This is a genomic window from Microbacterium sp. Ag1, from assembly GCF_001005635.1.
Classification (GTDB): Bacteria; Actinomycetota; Actinomycetes; order Actinomycetales; family Microbacteriaceae; genus Microbacterium; species Microbacterium oxydans.
The window spans coordinates 1-13173 of sequence record NZ_LBCR01000015.1 but is presented as its reverse complement, the minus strand read 5'-3'; the positions used below and the strand labels follow the sequence as shown (position 1 = coordinate 13173).

The window sequence follows — 13173 nt, the reverse complement described above, 5'->3', positions numbered from 1 at the left end:
CTCCTCATTCGCAGCGGAGCCCGTCTTCCGGTACGACATCGTCGAGCAGGAACGCCTCGACCGCGTCGTCCACGCAGGCGTTGCCCTTGTTGTATCCGGTGTGCCCCTCGCCGACACGCGTGATGAGAACACCTTCCTCGAGCTGGTTCGCGAGCGACTCCGACCACTCGTAGGGGGTCGCCGGGTCGTTCGTCGTGCCGATCACCAGGATGGGGCCGGCGCCTTCAGCCTTGATCTCACCTCGCGTGCCCGTGGGCGGGTAGGGCCAGACCGAGCAGGAGTCAGGCCCCGCCCAGTAGGGCGCGATCGTGGGCGCGCCCTCGGCGATCTTCGCGTTCGTCGCCGCTTCTGCCGCCGGGTCATCCTCGACCGGGTAGTCCATGCAGTTGTAGGCGCGGAAGGCCTCGGTGGAGTTGTCGGTGTAGGTGCCGTTCTCGCGTCCGTTGTAGAAGTCGGCGAGGAACAGTGCCGAGGTCGGGTCGCCCTGCAGTGCCTCATCGAGCGCCTGCGTGAGGTAGCCCCAGCTGTCCTGCGAGTAGAGCGCGGCGATGATGGCGGTCATCAGGGAGTCCGCACCCAACATGCGGCCGTCTCCGCTCTTCAAAGGGGTGCTGTCGACACTCGCCAGCAGCGCCCCCAGATCGGCCATGGCCTCATCCACGCTGCCGTTGAACGGGCACTCCCCCGAGTCGAGGCAGTCCTGCATGTAGGCGCGCAGCGCGGACTCGAACCCGAGCGCCTGCGTCGCGCCGACCTCGAGCCCGGGGACAGCGGGATCGATCGCGCCGTCGAGCACCAGGCGGCCGGCCTTCTCGGGGTACAGCTTCGCGTAGGTCGCACCGAGGAACGTGCCGTACGAGTAGCCGAGGTAGTTCAGCTGCTTGTCGCCCAGCAGCGCGCGGATCAGATCCATGTCCCTGGCGGCGTTGACCGTGGTGATGTACGGAAGGATCCCCCCGCTGTTGGCATCGCACGCATCGGCGAACTTCTTGTGCGAGTCGAGCAGCTCGGCCTCCCACTCGGCCGTGCCTCGTGCTGCCGAGGGAATGCCGTACAGGTAGTCGTCCATCTGCGGTGCGTCGTAGCAGGTGACCGCGGTGGAATCTCCGACGCCGCGCGGGTCGAACCCGATCACGTCGAAGTTCTCGATGAGGTCGGCGCCGACCGCGAAGTCGAGGCTGTTCAGGATCAGGTCGACACCGCTGGCCCCCGGGCCGCCCGGGTTCGTGAGCAACGAGCCGACGGGGGTGCCCTCGGCGCGGTGTCGGACGACCGAGAGGGTGATCTCACCCTTCCCCGGGTCTTCCCAGTCGAGTGGAGCGGTGACATCGGTGCAGTCGAAGCCGACACCGCACTCCGTCCAGGTCAGTTCCTGCGAGTAGAAGGGCAGCAGGTCCTCGGCGACGCCCTCGGTGTCCGGCGCACTCGTGATCGACGGCCGCGACGACTGCTCGGGAATCATCGCGTACAGACAGCCCGACAGGGCGACGGATGCGGCGGCGAGCCCTGCGATGACCGCGGCGGCGCGGCGCAGGCGGGAAGTCGATCGATTGTTCACGGTTTCCTCCCGCTCGTGATCGTCACGAGCAAGCTCTCCAGGGCGAGCAGCGGGGCGACGTTGCGCTCCAGCGACTGCCGCGTCTCGGCAAGGTGGTCAAGTACGACAAGAGTACGGGTCTCGGGCCAGGCGGAAGCGAGGTCGGACAGCTCGGTGCGCAACTCGCTGTTGATGAGACCTTCGCTCTGCCCGAACTGCAGCATCACGACGTCGCGGTACAGCGACTGAAGGTCGGTGAGCACACGGTCGATCCCGTCGCGCAGGCTCCGCGTGGCCCGCTTCTTCTGATCGTCTTCGAGCGCCGAGAGCTGTGTCCGCAGCGCCGGCGGCACCGCCTGGCCCTCGGCGATGCCGATCGTGCGCAGCAGCGAAGCGCGCTCCTGGGCGTCGCGCTCGGCGGTGAGAGCCTTCGCGTCCTCCGTGGCTGCCTGGATGATCCGTCCGGCGACCTCGACCGCGTCCCCCACTCCTCTGACGCCGAGGACCGAGCGGAGCGTCTCGTCGCGTCGGCGCCTGGCCGCGTCGTCTGTGGCGAGCCGCTGGGCCATGCCGATGTGGCGCTGCGCATGCCGTGCCGCCTGCTCGGCGACGGCCTCATCCACCCCCGTGCGAAGGCTGATGAGCCTGGCCACGTCGGCGACATCGGGCTCCCGCAACCGCAGCGATCGCACGCGCGATCGGATCGTGGGCAGCAGATCGGCCTCGCTCGGCGCGCACAGGATCCACACCGTCTGCTCCGGAGGCTCTTCGAGCGCTTTCAGGAGCACGTTGGAGGTGCGCTCGACCATGCGGTCGGCGTCTTCGACGACGATGACCCGATAGCGGCCGGCGGAGGGGGCGAAGTAAGAGCGCTCGACGAGACCGCGAGCCTCGGCGATCGTGATGATGACCTTGTCGGTGCGCAAGGCGGTGACATCCGGATGGGTGCCTGCGAGCACCTGCCGCATGACGGTCTCGTCGTCCGGCCGATCCGCGATGAGTGCGGCCGCGAAGGCGTACGCCAGAGTCGAACGGCCGGAGCCGGGCGGTCCTGTGATCAGCCAGGCGTGCGAGAGCGCCGACGGATCGGCTGCCGCGGCACGGAGCGTGTCGACGGCAGCGTCCTGCCCCCACACATCCGCCCACGGGAAAGGGGCCGGAACGGTCTGGGGCATGCACTCAGCCTAATCGTGGCCACAGACGTCGGAAGCACGGAGAGGTGCCACCGCGCTGGTCAGTCGAGAAGGGCGCCGATTCTCGCCCTGATCTGCTCCGCGATCGCATCCGGGGCCGCTGCGGCGTCGACGACGAGGAACCTGTTCGGCTCGGCTCTCGCAAGGTCGAGGAAGGCGTCGCGGACGCGTCCGTGAAAGTCCGACTGCTCCGCCTCGAGCCGGTCGAACGGCTTGTCGGCGGAGTCCAGCCGAGCCCGCGCCTCACTGGGGGCGAGGTCGAGCAGGATCGTCAGGTCGGGCAGCGCACCCTCGGCGGCCCAGAGCGAGAGGTCGCGGATCTCCGTCGCATCGAGCACCCGACCCGCGCCCTGATACGCCACGGACGAATCGAGGTAGCGATCCTGCAGCACGATGTCGCCCCGACCGAGGGCCGGGCGTACGACGGTGGCGACATGGTGCGCCCGGTCCGCGGCGTACAGCAGAGCCTCCGCGCGCGGTGCGATGTCGCCGCGATGGTGCAGGACGATGTCGCGGATGAGCTGACCGACCTCCGAGCCGCCGGGCTCACGGGTGCGGACGACCGTACGTCCGGCCCCTTCGAGCCAGTCCGCGAGCAGGTTCGACTGTGTGGTCTTGCCCGAGCCGTCGCCGCCCTCGAGAGTGATCCACACCCCGCGGCCTGAGGTCACGAGTCCGCCTTCTCCGCTGCCTTCGCCGCGGCGTTCGCGGCACGCGTCGCGGCGGCCTTCTTCGCCGCCGCCGAACGCGCAGCGGACGTGGCGACCGTCGTCTTCTTCGCTGCAGGCTTCTTGGCCGGTGCCTTCTTCGCTGCGGGCTTCTTCGCGGGTGCCTTCTTCGCGGGTGCCTTCTTGGCGGCACCGCGCTTGGGGGCGGGGCCCTTGGCGCGCTTGTCGGCGAGCATCTGCACCGCGATCTCGAAGGTGATGTCCTCGACCTTCTGCCCACGCGGAATCGTGACGTTCGTCTCGCCGTCGGTCACGTATGCACCGAAGCGGCCGTCACGGATCCGGATCGGCTTGCCGCTGACCGGGTCGGCCTCGAACTCGGCGAGCGCGCTGGAGGCCCTGCGTCCGGCGCCGTACTTCGGCTGGGAGTAGATCTCCAGCGCCTGCTCGAGCGTCACGTCGAAGATCTGCGACTCCGACTCGAGCGATCGCGAATCGGTGCCCTTCTTCAGGTACGGTCCGAACCGCCCGTTCTGCGCCGTGATCTCATCGCCGGATTCGGGGTCGACGCCCACGACGCGCGGGAGGCTCAGCAGCTGCAGCGCCGTCTCGAGGTCGATCTCGTCGACGGACATCGAACGGAACAGCGACGCGGTGCGCGGCTTGGGAGCCGCTTCCTTCTTCGCGCCCCGCTTCGGCTTCGGCTTGTCGACGACCTCGCCGGTCGCCTCATCGACGGCGGCATCCTCCGACACGGGATCGTTCTCCTGAACGTACGGCCCGAACCGGCCGTCCTTCACGACGATGATCTTGCCGTTCTCGGGATTCTCCCCGAGAACGCGGTCACCGGCGACGGGAGCGTCGATGAGCTCCTGCGCCTTCTCGGCGGTCAGCTCGTCCGGCGCCAGGTCTTCCGGAACGTTGACGATGCGCGGCTTTGCCTCGGGATTCGCCGGGTCGGCCACCTCGAGGTACGGGCCGTACTTGCCGAAGCGCAGCGTGGCGGTGTCGGTGATGCGCGTGGAGTTCAGTGCACGGGCATCGATCTCGCCGAGGTTGTCGACGACCTGGCGCAGCCCGACGTGGGCGTCAGAGCCGAAGTAGAACGACTTGAGCCACTCGACGCGGTTCTGCTCGCCACGGGCGATCGTGTCGAGGTCGTCTTCGAGCGCAGCCGTGAAGTCGTAGTCGACGAGGTCGGCGAAATGCTCTTCGAGCAGACGCACCACGCTGAACGCGAGCCAGGTCGGCACGAGCGCCTGCCCGCGCTTGACCGCGTACCCACGGTCGAGGATCGTCTCGGGGATCGAGGCGAACGTCGACGGACGTCCGATGCCCTTCTCCTCGAGGACCTTCACGAGGGAGGCCTCGGTGTAGCGCGGCTTCGGCGTGGTGCGGTGACCCTTGGCCTCGGCATCCGACACGGCGAGCTGGTCGCCGACCGCGACGGCAGGCAACGACTGGTTCTCCGCGGCGTCGGCATCTCCGCGCTTCTCGTCGCGACCCTCCTCGTACGCCTCCAGGAAGCCCTTGAACGTGTAGACGGTTCCGGATGCCGTGAACTCGGCCTTCCTCTCCCCCGCGTCGACGGCGATGGTGACCGTCGTGGTCTCGTACTTGGCGTCGGACATCTGGCTGGCGACGGTGCGCTTCCAGATGAGGTCGTAGAGGCGCTGCTCATCGCGATCCAGCTCGGATGACAGGGAAGCCGGCGTGCGGAAGTTGTCGCCCGAGGGGCGGATGGCCTCGTGGGCCTCCTGGGCGTTCTTGCTCTTCGACTTGTAGACGCGCGGCTTCAGCGGCACCGCTGCATCGCCGTAGAGCGAGACCGCCTGGCTCCGTGCCGCCTGCACCGCCTGGGTGCTCAGCGACGTGGAGTCAGTACGCATATAGGTGATGTAGCCCTTCTCGTACAGACGCTGGGCTACACCCATGGCCTGCTTGGCTCCCATCGACAGCTTGCGGCCCGCCTCCTGCTGCATCGTGGAGGTCGTGAACGGCGCGTAGGGGCTGCGCGTTCCCGGCTTGGCCTCGACCTTGGTGACGTTCCCGGTGCCGACGGCGTCCACAGCCGCGGCGAGCGCGGTGGCCGCGGCCTCGTCGAGGATGACGACGGCCTTCTTGAGCTTGCCGTCGTCGTCGAAGTCCGAGCCGCGTGCCAGCTGGCCGCCGTCAACGCGGACGAGTCGGATCTTGAACGAGGTACCCGTCGCCGCGGCTGCCGCATCGACGTCCCAGTACTCGGCAGAGGTGAACGCCATGCGCTCGCGCTCGCGGTCGACGATGAGGCGCGTCGCGGCGGACTGCACACGACCGGCCGAGATCCCGGTCTTGACCTTGTACCAGAGCACGGGCGAGACATCCCACCCGTACAGGCGGTCGAGGATGCGGCGGGTCTCCTGCGCGTCGACGAGGTCGTGGTCGAGTTCGCGGGTGTTGCCGACGGCGGCCTGGATCGCGTCCTTGGTGATCTCGTGGAACACCATGCGCTTGACCGGGACCTTGGGCTTGAGGGTCTCCAGCAGGTGCCAGGCGATCGCCTCGCCTTCGCGGTCCTCATCAGTGGCGAGCAGGAGTTCGTCGGCGCTCTTCAGCGCACGCTTGAGCTCGGCGACCGTCTTGGTCTTCCGATCGGAGACGACGTAGTACGGGTCGAACCCGTTGTCGATGTCGATGGAGTACTTCCCGTACGCCTGCTTGTCCGCAGCCGGGATGTCCTTCTTGTCAGCGAGGTCGCGGATGTGGCCGACGGAGCTGAGCACCTCATAGCCGTCGCCGAGGTATCCCTGAATAGACCGCATCTTCGTCGGGGACTCGACGATGACGAGCTTCTTGCCTTCAGCCAAGGGTGCGTCCTTTCTTCGAAGCACACCATACACACCACTGTGTGGGGTCGTTCACAGTGAGCGAGGTCGCGCTGCCGTCGCTATCCCTCGGGTGGCCCGGCACGGGCTCGGGAGACGGCTGCGAGTCCAGCGTACGCCGCCTGCACCTCCACGGTCGCCACGAAGCCCTCGAGGACGCAGCCGGTGAGGGTCGCGCCGGCAGCGAGCGCGACCCTCTCGGCGAGTGCGCAGGGCTGCTCGGATGTGGTCACGGCACCGCTCGCCGCATCGGCAGCGGCGAGCGCCGCAGCATCGGCCGCACCCGCCGCTCGTTGCGCCGTCACGGCCGCACCTCCGACAGCGGCGAGCCCCAGGGAAATGGTGGCCGCGACCGCGAGCATGCCAGCCGCCAGCGCCGAACCGGCCATCAGAGTCCTCCCTCGAGTGCGCAGCTCGAGGCCCGCAGCGGCATGCGGATCAGCGCGCCGACGGAGACATCGACGGAGGTGGTGACGCATACGAGGTCGCCCCGGGGCGAGGACGACATCCCCGCCCCTGGCACGGCAGCATGCACCACCCGCTCTGCCGCACCGTGTCCCTCGCCACGTCCGAGAAGACGAGCCGCGTCCGCGGAGGCGTCCTGCAGCGCGACCTGGCGAGACGCCGCTCCGAGCGCCCCTGCCCCGAGAAGGAGCGCGAGCACGACGGCGGGAAGCGCGAGTGCCAGCTCCGCTGCGGCGGATCCGCGCTCGTCCGCATGTCGCGGCGTCGGCGCCCCATCGCCACCGCCAAGCTCGGTCATCGCGCGTCTCCCTGCCCACATCACGACACTGTGAGCGCGCGCCGCACGAGGTCCGTGAGGATGCCGCGGACTTCATCGGAGCGCATGATCACGACGAGGAGCCCGGCGAAGGCGACCGCGGCCATCGTGGTGATCGCGTATTCGGCTGTGGCCGCCCCGGTGTCGTCGCCGAACAGCATGGCCGCGCGGCGGCGGTCGAGCGCAGGGATGTTCTTCATGGTGTTCCTTCTTTCTCTCTGGGCGATGCGTAGGCATCGGATGGTGCTGATGGACTGTTGGCGGTCACAGGGGCATCGGAGTGGATGCGAGGACGCTGAGCAGGAGAGGCGCGACGCCGAGGAGCAGGAAGGCGGGCAGCGTGCAGATACCGAGCGGGAACAAGAGCCGTGTCGAGAGCTTCGCCGCACGGAGCTGCCCCTGGACCCTCGCGGCATGCCGGTCCTGGGCGGCCGCTGCCCGCAGGAGCTCTGCGGCAGGGACCCCTGCAGCGCGGGATAGCTCGAGCACGGCGGCGACCCGCTCGTCGCCGCCTCCGGAGACGGATGTCTGCGAGACCAGGTGCAGCGCGCGGTCGATGGAGGCGCCACCGGCGAGCGCGATCGCGACCAGTTCTGCCCGCATGCCGGGGGTGCCGGGTTCCGGCGCCGCTCTCCTCAGGAGCAGCGATGTCCACAGCCGCGCCGCCACCACGAGGAGAAGGCCGAGAATCACGCAGGCGGCCCCGAGCACACTCCCGAAGATGACACTGAGGGTGTCGAAGCCGAGCGCGAAACCGAGGAGCAGCCCGGCCATGGGCATCCAGAGCAGCAGACGCGCCGTCCCGGCCGGTTCCGCGAGAGCGATGCGCACATCATCGGCAGCAGCGGCGGCATCCCGCAACGTCTCCGCGATCATGCGGAGAACCTCGGCGAGCGGGGCCCCGACCGTCGTCGCGACCTCCCAGGCCGCGGCGAGATCGACCCAGGCCCCGCCCTCTGCTTCGATGGCGTCGAGGAGCGGGATGCCACGATCGAGCCGATCGACGACGGCGCGTGCTGGCACGTCGTCGGTGGCGGCGAGATGCCGCCACGCGACGAGGGGGACCGCTCCGGCCTGCAGCAGCACAGCCAGCGTCTGCACCGACGTCGCAGCGTCCGCTGAGGTCGCATCCCGCCGCTGCGCCGCGCGAGGAGATCGCCTCACCGCCACGGCTGCACCTCCTCGATGTCGAGCCGATCCGCTGCGATGACGAGCCGGCCCGCCTGGCGGATCCGACGGATGCCGCCGGGGGCACGGTCGAGATGGAGGACGATGGTGAATGCGCTCACTGCCTGTCGCGCGAGTGCCACCGCATCCATGCCGGCGAGGGCGCCCAGGGCTTCGAGGCGGGCGGGAACGTCACGGAGCCCGCTGGCGTGCAGGGTGCCTGCGCCGCCATCGTGTCCGGTGTTGAGTGCGGTGAGCAGCTCGCGGACCTCTTCTCCGCGACACTCGCCGACCACCAGGCGATCCGGCCGCATGCGCAGAGACTCACGGACCAGGCGGCTCAGCGTGATGCCGCCGGCGCCCTCGAGATTCGGCTGCCTCGCCTCGAGAGCGACGTGGTGCGGATGCCTCGGCCGCAGTTCGGCGACGTCTTCGATCGTCACGATGCGCTCCCCCGGCGCGACCTCGGACAGCAGAGCGGAGAGCAGCGTGGTCTTGCCCGTTCCCGTTCCCCCGGTGATGAGGATGTTCGCCCGCTCGGCCACCAGGCCGAGAAGCCAGGCCTCTTGGCGCGCATCGAACGCGCCGAGCGCAGAGAGGGATCGAAGGTCCGCGGCGCGCACCCGGGGGATTCGTATCGAGAGCGCGGTTCCTGTCGTCGACACCGGAGAGAGCACGGCATGTACACGGACGCCCGAGTCGAGGCGGACGTCGACGCAGGGCGCCTGGTCGTCGAGATGGCGTCCGCCGAGCCCGACCAGCGCGACGGCGAGGTCACGAACCTCACGCTCCGAGGCCCTCCAGGCGGCAGCCGGCTCGGCGCCATTCCCCCGGTCGACATAGAGCCCGCCCGCACCGTTCACGAACACATCGGTCACCGCGTCGTCGATGTGAGGAAGAAGCGGTCCGAACACGGGATCCAGACGGAGGGGTGCCGGCGACGTGGTCTCCTCGGATGCGAGCGAGCGCACTCCCCTGGGCTGGATGACGAAGGAATCAGGCATGACGGCGACGTTATGCGCAGTCGCGGAGGGGGAAGTCCCGAGAAATCCGGATCCTCCAGCGCCTGTGGAGAAGCCGGTTCGTCACCCCGTGGTGCAGTGCCTGGCTGCCGGCCGGACCCGAGGATGCTCCGAGGACGCAGAGAGCGCTCCCAAAGGAATGGGCGGCATCTCACGGGGGGAATGAGATGCCGCCCACGACGTTCCACGATTGGGGGAATCGGGCACGCCAAGGCCGGAATGAGAATTCGGCTGTCGTCGAGTGTACGCAAGGCGACCGTCCTGACAAAACCGGCAACACTACCGACTTTCGGCAGTATGCGCGGCGAGGCCGCAGGGATAGATTCGCCCTGACCTGGTCGCCCACCCCCACGACCATGCTCGCAAGACCCGTATGCCGCAAAGGAGCGCCTGCCGATGAGCAGCCAGATCGACCATCTTCTCGACGAGACCCGGAAGTTCGCACCGTCGGAGGAGTTCGTCGCCCAAACCATCTCGTCGCCCGAGCTCTACGAGCGGGCGGCCGCCGACCGCGAGGGCTTCTGGGGCGAGCAGTCCCGTGAGCTGGTGCACTGGCACAAGCCGTTCACGCAGGTGCTCGACTGGACCAACCCGCCATTCGCGAAGTGGTTCGACGACGGCGAGCTGAACGTCGCGTACAACTGCCTCGATCGCCACGTCGAGGCCGGCAACGGCGACCGCGTGGCGCTGCATTGGGAAGGCGAGCCCGGCGACTCGCGCCGCATCACCTACGCCGAGCTGACCGACGAGGTCAAGCGCGTCGCGAACGTGCTGGAGGGACTCGGCATCGGTCAGGGCGACCGCGTCGCGATCTACCTGCCCATGATCCCCGAGGCGATCGCCTCCATGCTGGCCGTCGCCCGCCTCGGCGCCATCCACTCCGTGGTGTTCGGAGGATTCAGCGCCGACAGCCTCCGCTCGCGCATCGACGACGCCGGCGCCAAGCTCGTCATCACGGCGGACGGCGGCTACCGCAAGGGTCGCGTCTCGGCGCTCAAGCCCGCGGTCGACCAGGCACTCGCCGACCGCGGAGACGGCGAGCAGCAGACCGTGGAGCACGTCCTGGTCGTCAAGCGCGGCGAGAACGAGGTCGACTGGATCGAAGGCCGCGACATCTGGTGGCACGACGCCGTCCCCGCAGCCTCCGCCGAGCACACAGCACAGGCCTTCCCCGCCGAGAACCCCCTCTTCATCCTCTACACCTCGGGCACCACCGGGAAGCCCAAGGGCATCCTGCACACCTCCGGCGGGTATCTGACCCAGGCGGCATACTCGCACAAGTACGTCTTCGACCTGCACCCGGAGACCGACGTGTTCTGGTGCACGGCCGACATCGGCTGGATCACCGGGCACAGCTACGTCGCCTATGGACCCCTCGCCAACGGTGCGACCCAGGTGCTCTACGAGGGGACGCCGGACGCCCCGCACCCCGGCCGCTGGTGGGAGCTCATCGAGAAGTACAAGGTGTCGATCTTCTACACCGCGCCGACCGCGATCCGCTCGTTCATGAAGATCGGCCGCAGCGTCCCCGCGAAGTTCGATCTCTCGTCGCTGCGACTGCTCGGCTCGGTGGGAGAGCCCATCAACCCCGAGGCGTGGATGTGGTACCGCGAGGTCATCGGCGCCGGCAAGACGCCGATCGTCGACACCTGGTGGCAGACCGAGACCGGCGCGATCATGGTGTCCGCCCTCCCCGGCGTGACGGAGACCAAACCGGGTTCGGCCCAGGTGCCGCTCCCCGGGATCTCGATCGACGTGGTGGACGAGCAGGGCGTCGAGGTCGGCAACGGCAGCGGCGGGCTGCTCGTGATCACCGAGCCGTGGCCGAGCATGCTCCGCGGTATCTGGGGCGACCCCGAACGGTACCGCGAGACCTACTGGGAGAAGTTCGAGGACCAGGGCTACTACTTCGCGGGCGACGGCGCGCGCCTCGACGACGACGGCGACCTGTGGCTGCTGGGCCGCGTCGACGACGTGATGAACGTCTCCGGCCACCGCCTGTCGACCGCGGAGATCGAGTCCTCCCTGGTCGCGCACGAGGCGACGGCGGAGGCCGCCGTGGTCGGAGCCTCGGACGAGACCACAGGACAGGCCGTCGTCGCCTTCGTGATCATCAAGCAGAGCTACCTCGACGCGCACTCCCCCGAGGGACTCGCCGACACCCTGCGTCGGTGGGTGAGCGACCAGATCGGCGCCATCGCCCGCCCGCGCGACGTCTACATCGTCGGGGAACTCCCCAAGACCCGGTCGGGCAAGATCATGCGCCGTCTCCTGCGCGATGTCGCCGAAGGCCGCGAGGTCGGCGACACCACGACGCTCGCGGATACCGCGGTGATGAGCGTGATCTCGGCGCAGGTGAAGTAGCGGCGGTCCCGAACGCCTCGTACCGCTGATCGCGGTGCGGGGCGTTCACCGTGCGGGTACGCTCAGCTCCCTCATCCGCTCGCGCACCGTGCGAAACACGGCGGGGTCGAACGGGAAGTCCCCGCCGTCCTCACCCACCAGCCGCATAACCTCGTCGCCGAGCGTGATGGAGAAGTTCACGATCATCCGCGCCTCGGTGGCGTGATTGGCGTCCGCCAGGCGAGCCGATGCCGGATGCGCATCGAGCCAGTTCTCGATCACGTCCTGCAGTCCGGCGCGGCTCGTCCCGGCCGCCCACGACACCGTCGTCGTCGTGCCCGGCTCCCGGGCGAAAAGCGCGAACCGCTTGCGCAGGAGTTCGTCGTCACCCTGCCCGCGGACGGTCTCCATCACGATCCACGAGGCGGCGATCACGAGGTCGTCTCGGTGCGCGCTCAAAATGCGCTCGGTGAGCACAGGGTCGTAGACCAGGGCGGATCCGAAGATCGCATGCTCGAGCGAGGGGAAGTAGTTGAAGAACGTGCTGCGCGACACCATCGCCACTTCGCAGATGCGGTCGACCGTCACGGCGTGAACGCCTTCTTCATAGGCAATTCCGACCGCGGCCTCCTCCATGGCCCGACGCGCGACGCGCATCTTCTTCTCGCGGAGCCCTTCCGTCATCGCCGTCCCTCCTCTCCCTTCATCCCACCCTAGGTCGATCTCCCTGGGTTGCGTAAAAGTTTGGACTGAGTCCATACTTAGCCACGAACCATCAGAAAGGATCGCCATGCCTCACACCGTCGCGCGACGACGTCGGAATCTGGTCTCCCCGCTACGCACCGCAGGTGTGCTGTCCGTAGCCACCGGCCTTGTCTTGGTGGGGCTGCCCGCGATCGCCAGCGCCGCGGAGTCCGAAGCAGGCCACATACTCATCACGACGACTCTCTCCGACGGGACGGCATCCGCTCCGCTCGGCGGCGCGACGGTGACCGTGCTCTCCACCGGCGAGCTCGACCAGGTCATCGCCACCGGCACCACCTCGGCAGACGGAACCGTGTCCGTGCGCATACCCGCGACGGACACCAGCTTCATCGCCGAGGCATCCTGGCCCGGTGCTGTCGGCGACCTCCTCGAACCCGTGGCGAGGAGGGAGTTCAACCCCACGCGGGGAGATGCCGTCACCGTCCCGCTGGAGGGCTCCTTCGGTGAGATCAGCGGCGCGGTGACCGCGACGTCGGATGCCTCCCCTCTCGCCGACCTCTCGGGCGCGAGCGTCACCATCCTCAGTGGCGGCACGGTAGTGCAGCGCGTCGCCGTCGTCGCAGACGGCACGTTCCGATCAGGCTCATTGCCGACGACATCCACCGACGATTACAGCATCCGCTTCGAGCCGCCCACAGGATTCATGCTCGCGGACGCGCAACCGTCGGACAATCCCGCCTTCGCGCTTCCCCGGGGCGAAGAGAGCCCCAGCCTCGTCGATGTGGCTCGCTCCTTCGCGCTCATCTCGGATACCGCAGCACCGACACCCACACCCACCCCTCCACCGACCCGGTACAGCAGGCCTACATCGCGGTCTTCCAGCGCCCGGACGA

At 68.6% G+C, this 13173-nt stretch carries 12 protein-coding genes; 2 read left to right on the top strand and 10 right to left on the bottom strand.

Features of this window, described 5'->3' with window-relative positions:
* Positions 1-4: 4 nt before the first annotated feature.
* The 9 genes from AAY78_RS00725 to AAY78_RS00685 all read right to left on the bottom strand — a co-directional run bounded on the left by AAY78_RS00725 (position 5) and on the right by AAY78_RS00685 (position 9214).
* Complete coding sequence (locus tag AAY78_RS00725) at positions 5-1558, bottom strand: alpha/beta hydrolase (protein WP_046746467.1); 1554 nt, start codon at positions 1556-1558, stop codon at positions 5-7.
* On the bottom strand, positions 1555-2712 hold the full coding sequence (locus AAY78_RS00720; RefSeq protein WP_046746466.1) for a DNA polymerase III subunit delta': 1158 nt from the start codon (positions 2710-2712) through the stop codon (positions 1555-1557). The genes AAY78_RS00725 and AAY78_RS00720 overlap by 4 nt, the downstream gene beginning before the upstream one ends.
* Before the next feature lie 59 nt (positions 2713-2771).
* On the bottom strand, positions 2772-3401 hold the full coding sequence (tmk, locus tag AAY78_RS00715) for a dTMP kinase (protein WP_046746465.1): 630 nt from the start codon (positions 3399-3401) through the stop codon (positions 2772-2774).
* Positions 3398-6244 (bottom strand): type I DNA topoisomerase, encoded by a 2847-nt coding sequence (gene topA / locus AAY78_RS00710; RefSeq protein ID WP_046746464.1) that lies wholly within the window; start codon positions 6242-6244, stop codon positions 3398-3400. Before topA ends, tmk begins: the two co-directional genes overlap by 4 nt.
* Positions 6245-6324: 80 nt before the next feature.
* Complete coding sequence (locus AAY78_RS00705) at positions 6325-6651, bottom strand: hypothetical protein (RefSeq protein ID WP_046746463.1); 327 nt, start codon at positions 6649-6651, stop codon at positions 6325-6327.
* Positions 6651-7025 carry a TadE family type IV pilus minor pilin gene (locus AAY78_RS00700; RefSeq protein ID WP_046746462.1) on the bottom strand — a complete coding sequence of 125 codons (375 nt, stop codon included), beginning with the start codon at positions 7023-7025 and terminating at the stop codon, positions 6651-6653. The genes AAY78_RS00705 and AAY78_RS00700 overlap by 1 nt, the downstream gene beginning before the upstream one ends.
* Positions 7026-7045: 20 nt before the next feature.
* Entirely contained in the window at positions 7046-7243 is a 198-nt protein-coding gene (locus AAY78_RS00695) for a DUF4244 domain-containing protein (RefSeq protein ID WP_046746461.1), read from the bottom strand.
* A 64-nt stretch (positions 7244-7307) separates the two neighbouring features.
* Entirely contained in the window at positions 7308-8213 is a 906-nt protein-coding gene (locus AAY78_RS00690; protein ID WP_046746460.1) for a type II secretion system F family protein, read from the bottom strand.
* Positions 8204-9214 (bottom strand): TadA family conjugal transfer-associated ATPase, encoded by a 1011-nt coding sequence (locus AAY78_RS00685; protein WP_231589625.1) that lies wholly within the window; start codon positions 9212-9214, stop codon positions 8204-8206. Before AAY78_RS00685 ends, AAY78_RS00690 begins: the two co-directional genes overlap by 10 nt.
* Positions 9215-9628: 414 nt before the next feature.
* Here AAY78_RS00685 and acs point away from each other — a divergent pair, with 414 nt between their 5' ends.
* On the top strand, positions 9629-11596 hold the full coding sequence (acs, locus tag AAY78_RS00680; RefSeq protein WP_046746459.1) for an acetate--CoA ligase: 1968 nt from the start codon (positions 9629-9631) through the stop codon (positions 11594-11596).
* Positions 11597-11641: 45 nt separating this feature from the next.
* Here acs and AAY78_RS19100 read toward each other — a convergent pair whose 3' ends face one another.
* Positions 11642-12259, bottom strand: a complete 618-nt coding sequence (locus AAY78_RS19100; RefSeq protein WP_052748584.1) for a TetR family transcriptional regulator — start codon at positions 12257-12259, stop codon at positions 11642-11644.
* A 106-nt stretch (positions 12260-12365) separates the two neighbouring features.
* Between AAY78_RS19100 and AAY78_RS00670 the strand changes: the two genes are divergently transcribed.
* Positions 12366-13173, top strand: an 808-nt coding sequence (locus tag AAY78_RS00670; protein ID WP_046746458.1) for a hypothetical protein, incomplete at its 3' end; no start/stop codon positions are given.

What these genes read in the sequence shown, in the direction of transcription:
- AAY78_RS00720 (WP_046746466.1), bottom strand. Translation starts at nt 2,712, where the DNA reads ATGCCCCAGACCGTTCCGGCCCCTTTCCCGTGGGCGGATGTGTGGGGG.
- AAY78_RS00705 (WP_046746463.1), bottom strand. Translation starts at nt 6,651, where the DNA reads ATGGCCGGTTCGGCGCTGGCGGCTGGCATGCTCGCGGTCGCGGCCACC.
- AAY78_RS00700 (WP_046746462.1), bottom strand. Translation starts at nt 7,025, where the DNA reads ATGACCGAGCTTGGCGGTGGCGATGGGGCGCCGACGCCGCGACATGCG.
- AAY78_RS00695 (WP_046746461.1), bottom strand. Translation starts at nt 7,243, where the DNA reads ATGAAGAACATCCCTGCGCTCGACCGCCGCCGCGCGGCCATGCTGTTC.
- AAY78_RS00685 (WP_231589625.1), bottom strand. Translation starts at nt 9,214, where the DNA reads ATGCCTGATTCCTTCGTCATCCAGCCCAGGGGAGTGCGCTCGCTCGCA.
- acs (WP_046746459.1), top strand. Translation starts at nt 9,629, where the DNA reads ATGAGCAGCCAGATCGACCATCTTCTCGACGAGACCCGGAAGTTCGCA.
- AAY78_RS19100 (WP_052748584.1), bottom strand. Translation starts at nt 12,259, where the DNA reads ATGACGGAAGGGCTCCGCGAGAAGAAGATGCGCGTCGCGCGTCGGGCC.